General features: G+C 72.2%; 16 protein-coding genes. 8 read left to right on the forward strand and 8 right to left on the reverse strand.

Features of this window, described 5'->3' with window-relative positions; genetic code table 11:
* The first annotated feature begins 7 nt into the window (after positions 1-7).
* Positions 8-931, forward strand: a complete 924-nt coding sequence (locus D471_RS0109630) for a glucose-6-phosphate dehydrogenase assembly protein OpcA (protein WP_026127569.1) — start codon at positions 8-10, stop codon at positions 929-931.
* Positions 932-933: 2 nt separating this feature from the next.
* Entirely contained in the window at positions 934-1680 is a 747-nt protein-coding gene (gene pgl, locus D471_RS0109635; protein WP_017598430.1) for a 6-phosphogluconolactonase, read from the forward strand.
* Between the two features lie 58 nt (positions 1681-1738).
* On the opposite strand, the gene D471_RS41685 is transcribed toward pgl, so the two are convergent.
* Both D471_RS41685 and D471_RS41690 read right to left on the reverse strand, forming a co-directional pair.
* A complete protein-coding gene (locus tag D471_RS41685; protein WP_017598431.1) occupies positions 1739-2038 on the reverse strand; it encodes a hypothetical protein in 300 nt (99 codons plus the stop codon).
* Complete coding sequence (locus D471_RS41690) at positions 2039-2476, reverse strand: hypothetical protein (RefSeq protein WP_017598432.1); 438 nt, start codon at positions 2474-2476, stop codon at positions 2039-2041.
* A gap of 131 nt (positions 2477-2607) precedes the next feature.
* On the opposite strand from D471_RS41690, the gene D471_RS33690 reads away from it, so the two are divergent.
* Positions 2608-3570 (forward strand): transposase, encoded by a 963-nt coding sequence (locus D471_RS33690; RefSeq protein ID WP_394296851.1) that lies wholly within the window; start codon positions 2608-2610, stop codon positions 3568-3570.
* Entirely contained in the window at positions 3561-3758 is a 198-nt protein-coding gene (locus D471_RS42630) for a zinc ribbon domain-containing protein (protein WP_394296852.1), read from the forward strand. The genes D471_RS33690 and D471_RS42630 overlap by 10 nt, the downstream gene beginning before the upstream one ends.
* Here D471_RS42630 and D471_RS0109650 read toward each other — a convergent pair.
* On the reverse strand, positions 3745-3999 hold the full coding sequence (locus D471_RS0109650) for a hypothetical protein (RefSeq protein ID WP_017598433.1): 255 nt from the start codon (positions 3997-3999) through the stop codon (positions 3745-3747). The two genes, D471_RS42630 and D471_RS0109650, sit on opposite strands and share 14 nt — an antisense overlap.
* A 165-nt stretch (positions 4000-4164) precedes the next feature.
* Positions 4165-4596, reverse strand: coding sequence for a DUF6069 family protein (locus D471_RS0109655; RefSeq protein WP_017598434.1), 432 nt, complete (start codon positions 4594-4596; stop codon positions 4165-4167).
* A 130-nt stretch (positions 4597-4726) separates the two neighbouring features.
* Between D471_RS0109655 and D471_RS0109660 the strand changes: the two genes are divergently transcribed.
* Complete coding sequence (locus tag D471_RS0109660) at positions 4727-5722, forward strand: AraC family transcriptional regulator (RefSeq protein ID WP_017598435.1); 996 nt, start codon at positions 4727-4729, stop codon at positions 5720-5722.
* Between the two features lie 25 nt (positions 5723-5747).
* Here the strand turns inward: D471_RS0109660 and D471_RS0109665 are convergent, their stop codons facing one another.
* A complete protein-coding gene (locus D471_RS0109665) occupies positions 5748-6113 on the reverse strand; it encodes a hypothetical protein (RefSeq protein ID WP_026127570.1) in 366 nt (121 codons plus the stop codon).
* Positions 6114-6465: 352 nt separating this feature from the next.
* Between D471_RS0109665 and D471_RS0109670 the strand changes: the two genes are divergently transcribed.
* Positions 6466-6756, forward strand: a complete 291-nt coding sequence (locus D471_RS0109670; protein WP_017598437.1) for an ArsR/SmtB family transcription factor — start codon at positions 6466-6468, stop codon at positions 6754-6756.
* Positions 6753-7139 carry a VOC family protein gene (locus D471_RS0109675; protein WP_017598438.1) on the forward strand — a complete coding sequence of 129 codons (387 nt, stop codon included), beginning with the start codon at positions 6753-6755 and terminating at the stop codon, positions 7137-7139. The genes D471_RS0109670 and D471_RS0109675 overlap by 4 nt, the downstream gene beginning before the upstream one ends.
* A gap of 58 nt (positions 7140-7197) precedes the next feature.
* On the opposite strand, the gene D471_RS0109680 is transcribed toward D471_RS0109675, so the two are convergent.
* From D471_RS0109680 to D471_RS0109690, 3 genes are all read right to left on the reverse strand, one after another.
* On the reverse strand, positions 7198-8784 hold the full coding sequence (locus D471_RS0109680) for an alpha/beta hydrolase (RefSeq protein WP_017598439.1): 1587 nt from the start codon (positions 8782-8784) through the stop codon (positions 7198-7200).
* Positions 8785-9150: 366 nt separating this feature from the next.
* Positions 9151-11289 (reverse strand): PDDEXK family nuclease, encoded by a 2139-nt coding sequence (locus tag D471_RS0109685; protein WP_017598440.1) that lies wholly within the window; start codon positions 11287-11289, stop codon positions 9151-9153.
* 143 nt (positions 11290-11432) lie between these two features.
* Complete coding sequence (locus tag D471_RS0109690) at positions 11433-11804, reverse strand: hypothetical protein (protein ID WP_017598441.1); 372 nt, start codon at positions 11802-11804, stop codon at positions 11433-11435.
* A gap of 363 nt (positions 11805-12167) precedes the next feature.
* Here D471_RS0109690 and D471_RS0109695 point away from each other — a divergent pair, with 363 nt between their 5' ends.
* Positions 12168-13313, forward strand: a complete 1146-nt coding sequence (locus D471_RS0109695; RefSeq protein ID WP_017598442.1) for a hypothetical protein — start codon at positions 12168-12170, stop codon at positions 13311-13313.
* The last annotated feature ends 176 nt before the right edge of the window (positions 13314-13489 follow it).

The following is a 13489-nucleotide window of genomic DNA, read 5'->3' on the forward strand; positions in this document are numbered from 1 at the left end:
TCCGCGGATGACGCTCTACCTGCCGAACACCACGACTGCGGCGATCACCGAGGCGCTCATGGCCGAACGGCACAGTGTCGGCGGCGGCGCCATGAACATGGTCCTCACCCTGGTCATCGTCACCGACGAGGCCGACCACTACGACGCCGTGCGCGCGGCCACCGAGGCCGGACACGAGCACCCGTCGCGCGTGGTGGCGCTGATCCGGCGCGACCCGCGAGCGGAGCCGGCGATCGACGCCGAGATCCGCCGCCCGGGCACCTCGGGGCCGGGCGAGGCGGTGCTGCTGCGACTGTACGGACCGCTGGGCGAGCACCCCGACTCCGTGATCACCCCGCTACTGGTGCCGGACGCGCCGGTCGTGGCGTGGTGGCCCGGGGCGGGACCGACCGACCCGGGATCCGACCCCGTGGGGCGCCTGGCCCAGCGGCGCATCACCGACGCGCTGCGGGCCCAGGACCCGCTGCGGGATCTCCAGGAGCGGATCGAGCACTACACCCCGGGCGACACCGACCTGTCCTGGACCCGGTTGACACCGTGGCGGTCGCTGCTGGCCAGTGCCATGGACCAGCCGTGCGGCTGGGTGACCTCGGCGAGGGTGACCGCCGAGGAGCACTACCCGAGCGCCGACCTCATGGCGGCCTGGCTGACCGACCGGCTGGCGGTGACCGTGGAGCGCGCCGTCTCCGACGGTCCGGGACTGACCGAGGTCCGGCTGACCACCGACCACGGGGACGTCGCCCTGACCCGGGTGGACGGGCGGGTGGCCACATTGTCACGGCCTGGCCAGCCGGATCAGACCGTGGCGTTGGAACGGCGCGGGGCGGCCATGGCGCTGGCCGAGGAACTGCGCCGCCTGGACGCCGATGAGACCTACGCGAGCGCCGCCCGCCAGCTGGGGTCGTCGCTCGCTGGAAGCGGAGCACAGTAACCATGAGTGAACCGGAGATCCTCCGTCACGAGGACGGGAACCGGCTCGCGGACGCGGCCGCGCGGCGGCTGGTCGACATGATCGCCGAGGCCGCGCGGGAGGAGCGGGCGTTCCACCTGGTGCTGACCGGCGGCGGGGTCGGGATCACGACCCTGCGGGCGGTGGGCGACCGGGCGGAGGCGGTCGGTCTGGACTGGTCGCACGTGCACCTGTGGTGGGGGGACGAGCGCTTCCTGCCCGAGGGCGACGGCGAGCGCAACGAGACCCAGGCGCGGGAGGCGCTGCTGGACCGGGTCAAGCTCCCGGTGCACCACGTGCACCCGATGCCCGCCTCCGACGGGATGGACGGGGACCACGTCGAGCACGCGGCGACCCGGTACAAGCGGGAGCTGACGGCGGCGGCGCGCGGTGAGGCCCCGGTGCCCCGGTTCGACGTGTGCCTGCTGGGCGTGGGCCCGGACGCGCACGTGGCCTCGCTGTTCCCCGGACTGCCCGCGGTGTGCGAGGACGAGTCGGCCGTGGCCGCGGTGCACGACTCACCCAAGCCGCCGCCGCGGCGCATCTCGCTGACGCTGCCGTCGATCCGGTCGGCCCGCCAGGTGTGGGTGCTGGCCTCCGGTGAGGGCAAGGCCGAGGCGGTCCGGCTGGGCCTGGCGGGCGGGGACCCGTGCGAGGCGCCCGTGGCGGGTGCGCGCGGCGCCGAGCGGACCCTGTTCTGGGTGGACGAGGCGGCGGCCTCGCGTCTGTGAAACGCAGCGAAGTCGCCCCCGGCCGGACAGGTCGGGGGCGACTTCTTCGCCGACGGGTTCAGTCGAAGAGGTCCTCGGCGCGTTCCACGGCTGCCACACGGCGCGCCCAGCCGTGGAGCTCCTCGAGATCGGTTGAGGACGTGATCCGCTCGCGAACCTCGTCGCTGACCCCGATCCCCCTGGAGTCCAGGAATTCGAGAACCGCCTCGGCCAGTCCCTCGTCCCTGCCTTCGGCCTTGCCCTTGGCCTCGCCTTCGCGGAAGGGGCGGCCGATCAGTTCGGTCTTGAACTCGTAGTCGCGCAGTTTCACGATCTCCTCCAGGGATCCTCGGGCCGCTGCGGACAGCGCCGCGAGCACCTAGTCAGAGTACGACGAGGAGTTCGACGTATCGAGGCTCCTCAGGGCCACGTACAGGGCTTCGAGCGCGGCCCGGTCCTCGGTCGGGTTGGCGGCCATGGCCAGGATGGTCAGAAGGGGGTGGGACGCGGCCGTCTTCTCGTCGGTGACGGGAGCGAGTCCGTCGAGCGAGAACACCACCGGCTGAACGTGGCCGCACCCCAGGTCGATGGGGTCGCCGTACCTCCCCACCAGAGCGGAGTCGGGTGTCAGGACCAGCAGGGCGACCGGGCACCTCAGCCGCAGGCGCGTGTACGCCACGTAGGCGGGCCAGGAGTAGTGCTTGCGCGGGTCCCAGGATCGTTGGGGCCCGGTGATGATCGCGAGAACCGCCACGGGTTCGTCGCCTTCGTACGGCGGCGGCGCGCGCTCGCACACCACCACGTTGTCGGAGTTCAACCTGCCTTGACCCCGGCTCTTCAAGGCCGGGAGGAATCGCCGCACAGGCCGCGTTGAGCCCTTCGGTGACGAGGGTCACTTCGCGGGCATCCGCCTGCGTTCTGTCACACCCCCGGTACACACTGGTGGGCGTGTCGACGATCACCGTGCAGCTCAAGCTCACACCCTCGCCGGAGCAGGCGGCGGTGCTGGGCGCGACGCTGCGCGCGCTCAACGACCACGCCACCCACGTGTCCCAGACCGCCCACCGCGAGGGTGTGGTCAAGAACCACCCTCTGCGCAAACTCACCTACCCAGGTCTGCGCGCCGCCGGAGTCGGGTCCCAGGCGGCCCAGTTGACCATCAAGAAGGTCGCCGACGCCTACACCACCCGCACCGCCAACCTGAAGGCCGGAAACTACGGGCCGCCCGGCTCCAAGCGGCGGCGACGCATCGAGTCGACCCCGATCTCCTTCCGTCCCGAGGCGGCGCAGCCCTATGACGCGCGGAACCTGTCCTTGGCCCTGGACCAGCGCACGATCTCGCTGTGGACCCTCCGGGGACGGTTGAAGGACGTGCCGTTCGCGGGCTCGCCGGACCAGCTCAAGCTGCTGGCCGACCACGAACGCGGCGAGTCCGACCTGCTGTGCCGGGACGGCGTCTGGTTCCTGCTGGTCGGCGTCCAGGTCCCCGACACCCCGGAGTACGCCCCGGACGGGTTTTTGGGGGTGGATCTGGGGATCGTCAATATCGCGACCACCTCCGACGGTGAGATCCTGGCCGGGCGCGGGCTCAACCCGTACCGCAGACGGCAGCAGCGCCTACGCGCCAAGCTCCAGACCAAGGGCACCAAGAGTGCCAAGCGGCTGCTCAAACGCCAGCGCCGTAGGGAGTCCCGCCGGGCGCGGGACGCCAACCATGTCATTTCCAAACGCATCGTGGCCGAGGCCGAACGCACCGGACGCGGCATCTCCCTCGAGGACCTGAGGGGGATTCGTGCCCGGGTACGGCAGAGGAAGCCCCAACGGGCCGCGCTGCACAGCTGTCGTTCCACCAGCTCGGGAGTTTCATCACCTACAAGGCCCGGCGGACCGGTGCGCCGGTGGTGCAGGTGAACCCCGCGCACTCCTCACGGGAGTGCGCCGAGTGTTCCTACACCCATCGACACAACCGGATCTCCCAGGCCCTGTTTACCTGCCGGTCGTGTGGCGTCGCCCGCGCACGCAGACCGGAACGCTTCCCGTGTCCTGGCCCGCCGTGGCCAGGCCGTGTGGAACGCAGGGCGGCAGTCATCCGCCCCTGACGATTCCTAGGGAGTTGTCTGGACGCGGGAGGTCGATCCGGCAGCCAGCCGGGCGCCTACGTCCCTTCAGGGCCGAGAAGCTGACGTACGGCAACGCGGTACTCGTGGCCTCGGCGGCGTCGCACCGCACCCGGGTGTAGGCGGGCAGGGACTTGCCGGTGACCTCGTGCAGAAGCTCCGCCGCGAACTCCGGATCGTGCCGGATCAGGTCGAGGGGGAACTCGTGTTCGTGTGAGGGCATGGCGGAAAACTATGGCCCATGCCACCATCTCCGCAGCTCAACGACCAAACGTCCACATAAGACCCATCCGCCCCGGTCTGTTCGACCCCGGAACCGCGCGCACGAGCGCCCCTCCGGACCGCCGTCGCGGTCCGGAGGGGCGCTCGTGTCCTGTCGGGCGCTGTGTCAGGCGACGGTCGAACTCCTCCAGAACACCGGGATGAGGATGGCCGCCGCCAGGACGTGGGTGAACACCAGGACCGCCTCGGTGGCGGCACCGCCGCCCACCGACACCGACGGCACGCACGACACCGCGGTGAACACGACCGCCACGACCGTCCACAGCAGGCGGCCCCGCGCGCCGAGGAGGCGTTCGGCCAGGGCGAGCGCGCCCCAGCCGATGAGGCCGAAGAGCGCCGTCCACAGGACGAAGGCGGGTACGGGGACGGGGCCGGGTTCCATACCGGGCATCTCGATCACCATGTCGACGCCCAGGAACGGGGCCAGGCCGCCGACGACGGCGGTGGCGACGCTGGCGGCGGCGATCGCGCCCAGGCGGGGCTTCCAGGCACCGCGGCGGGTGCGGGTGGTGCGGGTCTCAGGGGATGTCGCGGTCATGACGGCTTTCCTCGTGTCTCGAAGGTACGGATACGACCGTACGGACCTCCGGTGAGACTTCCTATGCGCCAGACGCTCTCCTGTTTACGTGATCGTCTCCTGTCAGGCCTGTCCGAGGTACGCTCACCGCATGGACGTACTCAGCGACGTGGTCGGGACGATCCGCTCGGGACAGCCGCGCGCGGCACGGGTCGAGTGGCACTCCCCCTGGGGCATGCGGTTCCCGGAGGTGTCCGGGGCGGGTTTCCAGGTGGTGCTCCAGGGCTCCGCCTGGCTGCGGGCCGAGGGCGTCGACCCGCTCCGACTGGGTGTGGGGGACGTGGTCTTCCTCCCGCACGGCCACGGATACGCGCTGTCCGACCGGCCGGACGCCCCGATCGACGAGCTGTCATGCGTGTCGGCCCTGGACGGGCGGAGGAACGGCGCGCCGGTCGGTGAGTTCGTGTGCGACGCCCGGGGAGCCCGGCCCCACCCCCGCTTCGACTCGACCGCGCTCGGCTCCCCGGACGGGGACCCGCCCTCGTGCGTCACCGTGGGAGGGGCGTACAAGACCCACGCCAGCCGCCCGCACCCGATGCTCGTGGAGCTTCCGCGCGTCGTGCACCTGCCCGCCCGGGTGGGACAGCACCCGGAACTCACCTCGGCGGTGGAGCTGTTGGGACGGGAGTTGGACACCTCGCACCACGGTGTCGACACGGTGGTCCCGGCCCTGCTGGACATCCTGCTGATGTACATCCTTCGGGCGTTCCTGGAGGAGCACCGGCCCGAGGCGGCCTGCGGCTGGATCGGCGCGCTGCGCGACCCGGCGGTGGGCGCGGCGGTGCGCGCCGTCCACGGGGATCCGGCGCACCCGTGGACCGTGGCGGAGCTGGGTGAGCGTGCCGGGCTGTCCCGGGCGGCGTTCTCGCGGAGGTTCACCGCGATGGTCGGGCAGGCGCCGCTCGCCTACGTCACGTGGTGGCGGTTGACCCGGGCCAGGGCGCTGCTCCAGGAGACGGACGCCCCGATCAGCGCGATCGCGGCGCGGGTGGGGTACGGGTCGCAGTTCGCCTTCGCCAACGCGTTCAAGCGCGAGTTCGGGACCTCGCCGGGGCGGTACCGGTCGGGGGTCGCCGACGCGTCCTGAGCGCTCCGCCCGGGCCGCCACTCGGCTACTCGTCGAGGTACCGGTACCTGTCGTCACCCGGCGAGACGACGAGACGACCGTTCCGGAGCTGCCACTCAGTCATGCCGTCGACCTCATGGCTGACCAGGAACAGGCCCGTGACGCGGTCCCCGTCGTCGTCGGAGGCCGGGATCCGCGCGATCTCCCTCATCTGTTCGACGAGCCCGTCCAGGGCGGAGGCACGGACGTCTGCACCGTAGAAGACGTAACGGGTCCAGTTGACGTGCTGACGAGGCAGGCCCCAACCGTGGGAGTGGTGGCCGTCCTCATGCGAGGAGATCACCTCCCGGACGGCGACGAGCTGTTTCTCGTCGCACTCCAGCCATCCCCTGACCGCCACGTAGACGCCCACGCCCACCCCCTCCTCGGCGGGTCAGGATACGCGGGGTCACACGGCCCGGCACGCATCAGGCCACACCACCGGACGGGCCGAGCCCGAGCTCATCCCGGTACGGCCGCCCTGAGCACGTCCTCGCACCACCGACGGAAACCGGTGGGCGCGGGCTCGGGGATGCTCGGTTCTCGGGCGCACCGCTGATCGTCCTCACCATCGCCTGGCCGCGGCAGTCCCGTTCGATGGCCACAGCGGCGCTCGTCCGGGCCGCGGCGGACACGGCCGAGGACGCAGCCCGAACCCCCACGCCGATCGCGACACCGCAGGACGGGGCTTGATAGGCAAGGAATCACTTGCCTATAGTGAAGGCATGGCCGACGACGTCTTCAAGGCCTTGGCCGACCCCACACGCCGGAAGATCCTCGACGAACTCGCCGAGCGGCGGGGGCAGACGCTCTTCGAGATCTGCTCGCGCCTGACCATGAAGCACCAGATCACCATGTCCCGCCAGGCGGTCTCCCAGCACCTCGCCGTGCTGGAGGCGGCGGGACTCGTCGAGAGCAGACGCGAGGGGCGCAACAAGTTCCACGACCTGAACACGGCTCCGCTGGAGCACATCGCCGAGCGATGGATCAGACACGACCCACCGGAGAACTCATGAGAATCCACCTGTCCAGTGTCTTCGTCGACGACCAGGACAAGGCCTTGCGCTTCTACACCGAGGTGCTGGGCTTCGTGAAGAAGCACGAGGTCCCGCTCGGCGAGGACCGCTGGCTGACGGTCGTGTCCCCCGAGGACCGGGACGGTACCGAGCTGCTCCTCGAACCCAGCGGCCACCCCGCGGTCAAGCCCTTCAGGGAGGCCCTGGTCTCGGACGGCATCCCCTACACGCAGTTCGCCGTCGACGACGTCCGGGCCGAGTTCGAGCGGCTTAGGACGCTGGGGGTCCGGTTCACCCAGGAGCCCGTGGAGATGGGCCCGGTCACCACGGCGGTGTTCGACGACACCTGCGGCAACCTGATCCAGATCATCCACCAGAAGTAGCGGCGGCATCGCCGTGCCCCCGAACCGGTCCGGTCCGGGGGCACGTGTCACGTGCGGGTCAGGCCACGCTCGGGCAGGACAGGCCCGCCTCGGGCGCCTCACCCGTGAGCAGGTAGGCGTCCACCGGATCGTCCACGCACCCGCTCTTGTCGTTGCCGTAGAGCGTGTGTCCGGCGCCCTCGTAGGTCACCAGGGTCGCCGTCTCCAGCTGGGCGGCGAGCTCCTCGGCCCAGGTGTACGGGGTGGCCGGGTCGCCCACGGTCCCGATCACCACCACCGGCGGGGCGTCGGGGGCGGTGAACCCGGTCGGCGCCTCCTCCGTGTCCGGCCAGTACGCGCAGGGCAGCTGCTCCCACACCAGGTCGGCGCCGAACAGCGGTGACGCGTCGCCCGCCCGGTCCACGGCGTCCCGGTAGGCGAGGATGTCCGTCGGGTCGTTGCGGTCGGCGCAGTTGATCGCGGTCAGCGCGGCCTCGGCGTCCAGCTCCTCCTCGCCGGGCTTGAGCTGCACGGGCTCCTCGTCCTCGTAGAGGCCGTAGGTGTTCTCGTACAGGTAGCCGAGGTAGTACTCGGTCTCCTCGGCGTCCCCGCTGTCGATCGCCGTGAGCAGGTCGGTGAGGTAGTCCCAACTCTCCTCGTAGTACAGCTCCATGCCGATCATCGACACCAGGGTGGCGCCGTCGATCGTGACGCCCTCCACCACGGGCGCCTCCCGGTCGAGCGTGGCCATGATGTCCGCCATCGCCGCGTCGGCGTCGTCGGCTCCGGTGAACGGGCAGGCGTCGCCGGTGGCCGCACAGTCCTCAGCGAACAGCCCCCACGTTCCCTGGAAGCCGAGCGCCTGGTCGTAGGCGACCTCGACGTTGGGCCGGTCGGTCTCCACGGCGCCGTCCAGGACCAGGGCCCGGGCGTTGTCCGGGAACATCTCGGCGTAGAGCGCGCCGATGTAGGTGCCGTAGGAGTAGCCGACGTAGGTCAGCCGCTCGTCGCCCAGGGCGTCACGCAGCACATCGAGGTCGCGGACGACGTTGACCGTGCCGATGTTGGCGAGGAACTCCTCGCCCACCGTGTCGACGCAGTCGTCCGCGTAGGTCCGGGCGGTCTCCGCCAGGGGCTGGAGGTCCGCTTCGCTCAGGTCGGCGGGGTCGGTGTCCCCGAACCCCTGTCGGGCCTCGACCATGGCGTTCCAGTTCCCGCACGCGAAGCCGCCGCTCTCCCCCACGCCGCGCGGGTCGAAGGAGACCAGGTCGAAGGAGGCCCGGACCTCGTCGGAGAACGACGGGTAGTCCAGCATGTCGAGGCCGGTCACGCCGGGTCCGCCCGGGTTGACCACCAGTGATCCGACGCGCTGGTCGGCGTCCCCCCGCGCCGGGGCCCGGACCACGGCGAGGTCGAGGGTCTCACCGTCCGGCCGGTCGTAGTCGAGCGGGACGGTGACCGTCCCGCACTCCAGGGCCTCGACCCAGTCGGGCTCGGAGCCCCACTCGACGAGTTCGTCCACCTGTTCCTCGCCGTAGCAGGCCGACCAGCCGATCGTCTGACCGGCGAAGGCGGCCGTGACGTTCGCCGTCTCCGCTGTCTCTGCCGACTCCGCCGCCTCCGACTCGCCCGGTGTCGGAACACACCCCGCGACCAGGGCGGTCACCGCCGCCGTTCCGGCGCCCAAGGCCGGTACTCCCCACCGCACCCGCGGCTCCGTTCTGTCCACGCGTCGCACTCGACGCGCTGATGCTCATCTCCATGGCGCGCCGTCCGGTGTCCTCCGGAGCGGCGCACGGGGGATGGGACGGACCGAACCCGGTTCCGGTTGCGTGAAACCCCTACCGGAGACCGTGATGCCCGACACAGGAACCGGGAAGCCGCCATAATCCCCCTCACCCCTGGAACCACACGCCGTCGAGCCACGGAAGAGCCACCGCGTGCACCGGCGCCATGACTGATGCGGCCAGTGCCAAGCGGAACGTCCGGACATGAGTGGGCGGCGGGTTCCGGCCACGGGACGCAGCAGGCCTCAAAGACGGCTGACGTCGGTGTCGAACAGGTCCGGAAGCGCGTCGGGCGACGCCGTGGCGACCACCGGGCGCAGTGGTTCCCCGAACGCGAGGCGGGCGGACCCCCCGTCCTCCTCAGGTGCGGTGTGCGCGATCCAGGCCACGAGTTCGCGTGCCCGGCCCACGTCCCCGCCCGGTCGGGTCAGCGCCACGACCACACCCGCGACGTCGCAGCGCAACTGAAGGTGCACGGTGGCGGCGAACACGCTCTGCGCCCACGCCCCCGGCGTGACCTCGTGCGACCGGCCGTCGTGCGCGCGGCGCCGTCGCCAGGCGGGCGCGGCCAGGCCGACCGCGCGGTCGTCGAAGGTGAGCACCAGGCTCGGCCGCTCCTGCGCGGTCAGGCACGCCTCCGGATCGGTGAGCGTGGCGTCCATCCACACCCCGACCGGACCGCTGGCCGCGCGTACGAGCGCCGCGCGCGCCGCGTCGACCAGGGCCGTGTCGACCTGGCCGCGCGCCGCCCGGCGGGCGCGGGCGCTGAGCGGCCCGTCGAGCGGGACGTATCCGGGAAGGACGAGGGGCCAGTCGACGACGGCGCGACCGGTGAGCGAACGCACGCCGTGGGTACGGCACACGACCGCGCGGTCGGCGGGCAGCTGGTAGGTGACGCACGCGCCGGAGCGGAGGGCGGCCAGGGCCAGGCCGAGGCTCATCGCCTTGGTGCCGGTGGTGATGTCGGCGACGACCGGGGGCGCGGGGACGGTGTCGGCGGTCTCCTTGGCGATCCAGTCGTGGGCGACGGCGGCGACGGCCTCGGCGTCGGAGCCGTCGACCGGATCGGGGGTCAGCCGCACGCGGTCGCGGTATCCGGCCTCTCTGAGGAGCACGGCGTCGGCGGGCGCGGCGTCGGGGTGTTCGACCGCGTGGAGGGTCCGCGCGGCGGACACGCGCACGTTGTCGCGCAGGCTCTGCGCCGAGGGCAGCACGAGGGCGCGGGCGGGCCGGTGGGCGTGGACCGCGGTCAAGGTACCCAGGCGACTGCCGCCCAGGGAGGTGACGAGGACGGGACGGTCCTCCGGCCCGGGATGGTGGGGTGGAGGGGGCACACCGTGCGCCCCGAAGGGGTCGTCCCGCGCCGACCCCTCGGGCACGCGGCCGCGCGGGGCCGGGAAGAACGCCTTGCGCAGGTCGTCGAAGGAGGTGAGCCTCCTCAGCAGGTCGTCCAGGTTCCACACGTGAACGAGCCGGGCGGAGAGCGCGGGGTTGTAGTCGGTGATGCTCTCGCGCAGCCCTGGGACGACGGGGCCGGTGTAGACGAACAGGACCTGGGCGGCCGCGCCGAAGACCCTTCGGGCCTTGGCGACGGTCCACCCGGCGCGGGCGACGACGTCGCCGGGCCGGGTCTTGGCCTCCACGCACAGGACCCGGTGACGGTGGCGGACCACGGCGTCGAAGTCGGCGACGGAGCCGGTCGGGTGGACGGGGTCGGCGACTTGGCGGGCGCCGAGGACCTCGGCCTCCGGCTGGCGCCGCAGGTGTCGTCGCAGGTGGGACAGGACACGCCCCTCGGCGACCACACCTCGTCTGACGGACGGGGACATGTCCGGGTAGCGGGCCAGGAGCGCCTGTTTCCCGCCTTGGGCGAAGAGGCGGACGGGTTCGGGGTCGCGGTCGTCGACCCACCGGGCGCCGTGGACCTCGGCCAGGGTGCGCAGGTCCACCCCGGCCGTGGAGAGCGGCAGCCCGGGGCGGGTGGGGTCGGCGGTGCGCAGGACGTCGCCCGCGGCGTCGAGGTAGTGGCGCCACCGGCCGGCGTGGGGAAACGCGCGTTCGTGGTAGAGGGCGGCGGCCACGCTCATCACCTTGGTGCCGCCGGTGTAGTCGAGGAACCAGGGCCGCCCTCCGTGGGCGCGGTGGAGGTCGTCGAGGGTCCCGGCCACGGCGGAGAAGTCGTGGGGGTCGGGCCCCACGCTCAGGGCCCGGACGGAGGCGGGGGCGGCGATCCGGTCGGCGGCGTCCGCGACCCGCAGGGCGATCGGCCGCGTCCCGTCGCTGCACAGCAGGACGAGGTGGGCGGCGGGGAGGGTGAGACAGGACAGCAGCGCGGGGGTGGGGTTGCGGCCCACGAGGACGACGGCGGTACGGGGAGTGTCCACGGCGCCCTTCCGCGACGGGTGCTCCTGGGGTCTCCACGCTAGATCAGGTGGGTCCGATCCTCCAGGGGGCGGGGACCGTATGTGGTTTCGGAAGAACACACGGTCGTGGCGGGGAGAGGCTGGCGTGACCGGCGGCACCGGGCTCACCGTCCCGCCAGCTCCGGCCGGGGGGACACCGGTGAGCCGCTGACGACGAACGACCGGCAGGCGGTGACCACTCCGCGCCCGTCCCGGACGAGGTCGGAGGGGACGAGCAGGTCGTGGCGCTCGGGGTGGGCCGAGCCGACGACCGAGGAGACGATGAACCACACCCCCTCCTGTGGTTCGGGCAGGTCGGCGCGGGTACGCCGCTCCGCCACGAGGGGGACCCCCGCGGGCACGCCGTCCGCCTCGGGTATCGGTACGCGTACGGCCTCCACACGCGCCGGGCGCTCCGCCCGGGGCCAGCTCCGGATCACGCGTGAACGCTCGTCGACGACTGTCACCACATGCGGCGTCAGGTTGACCACCGACATCCGGCGACCTCCGTTCCTCTCGCTCCGCGACGGCCTCCGCGCGGTCGCGGACGGCCGTGCCCCACCCTGTCGGGGGGTGCTCATCGCCGTCTCTCGGACACACCGGCGCGCCCTGCCCGGACGTTCCGGTACGACCGGACCTGTGACGGGTGGGACTGGTGTCTGCTATGTAACCCCGGGTGTCGAAGAGGGGGCTTCGGGACCGGGTCCGACCGTTGACAGTCCGCACACGACCGCCCTACTTTGTGGTCAGACCTCCCGTTAACGCGGGGGTGTCAGCCACAGTCTCATCGACTCTCACACACGCTTTCCCGGAGGGCTGGGAGAGCGACCCGGCCCCGGACCACCCGGGGAGAAGAGTTCGTGAGCACGCACCACTGCTCCGCCTGGGAGCTGTTCGGCTCCGCCGCCTTCCTACGCGCGTTCACCCGCGTGGTGGGGTGCGGGCCCTGCTCCGCGGACGGAACCGCGCAGGGCTGCACCGGTCACTCCGAGCAGTTCTGCGACTACGTCGACCTGTGCGCCGAGCACTGCCCGTGCCCGGTGCACGGAGGCGATCCGACCAGTGTCATCGCCGTGCGCATGGCGCGCGCCGTACCCACGGCGTCCGGTGTCGACCGCACCGCCGCCCACCGGCTGCGCGACGCCCTGGACGACGTGCGCCGTGACCGCTCGTACAAGAACCTGCGCCGTGTCTACCCGCAGCCGGCGGCGGGCGGGCGGACCCGGTGCGCCTTCTCCGAACGGCCCCGCCGCTGGGCCCAGCGCCGTGACGTCGCCCGGGTGGCCACAGACGTGGTCGACCAGGAGGCCCTGGCGCTGCTGGTGCTGACCGCAGGGTGGGGCAACCCCGCCTCCGACCTGCCCGAGGACATCCACCCGGGCGAGACCGTCTCCTTCACCGAGGACGGCAGCGCCGTGCCCATCGCCGACCTACACGGCCGCCCCGTGTCCGAGGCCAAGGAACCGCCCCTGGTCTCCACCGCGACCGGCGACTATCTGTTGCGCAAGCTCGCCGAACTGGCCGCGGGACGCGACGCCGACCAGGGCCGCACCCCCGACCAGCGGCGTCGGTTGCACCTGCGCGAGATCCTGCCCGGGCTGAGCGGCGAGGACGTCGCCCGCCGCCTCACCGGGGTGCTGGGGCGCATGGCGGTGGACATGCCCGTCCACTTCCGCCTCGTGCAGAGCGCGCGGGGCCGCGCCCGCAGCGCCCCGTACGCCCCGGTCTCCGAGACCCCCGCGACGGACGAGGACACCACCGGTCGGCGCGAGGTCCTCGCCCCCGCGGAACAGGCGTGGCTGAGGGACACCGGCCGGGACCTGGCCGAGCTCGCCCAGGCTGGGCGGAGAGCCTTCGACGCCGACCCGCGTGGCGCCCTGGACGGCCTGCTGCGCGCACTGCTGGAGGAGGGTTCCGGCGTGCCCGAACGATGGTCCGGTGCCCAGGACGACCCCGACCTGCGCGCCGACCTGCTGGAGGCGCTGGCCGAGATGATCGAGGGGTGAGACCGGCCCCGACGGTGACAGAGCGTGCCACGGCCCCGGGTCCGCGCCCAACCCCCCGGCGCCCCTCACCACTCCTCGTCCCGTTGCCCGGTCATGCCGAACCGGACGGTCAACGGCGGCAGGACGGGGTACTCGGCGAACTCCCTCAGCGACATCACCGCCGTGCGTTCCCACGG

This window comes from Nocardiopsis lucentensis DSM 44048, assembly GCF_000341125.1.
Taxonomy (GTDB): Bacteria; Actinomycetota; Actinomycetes; order Streptosporangiales; family Streptosporangiaceae; genus Nocardiopsis; species Nocardiopsis lucentensis.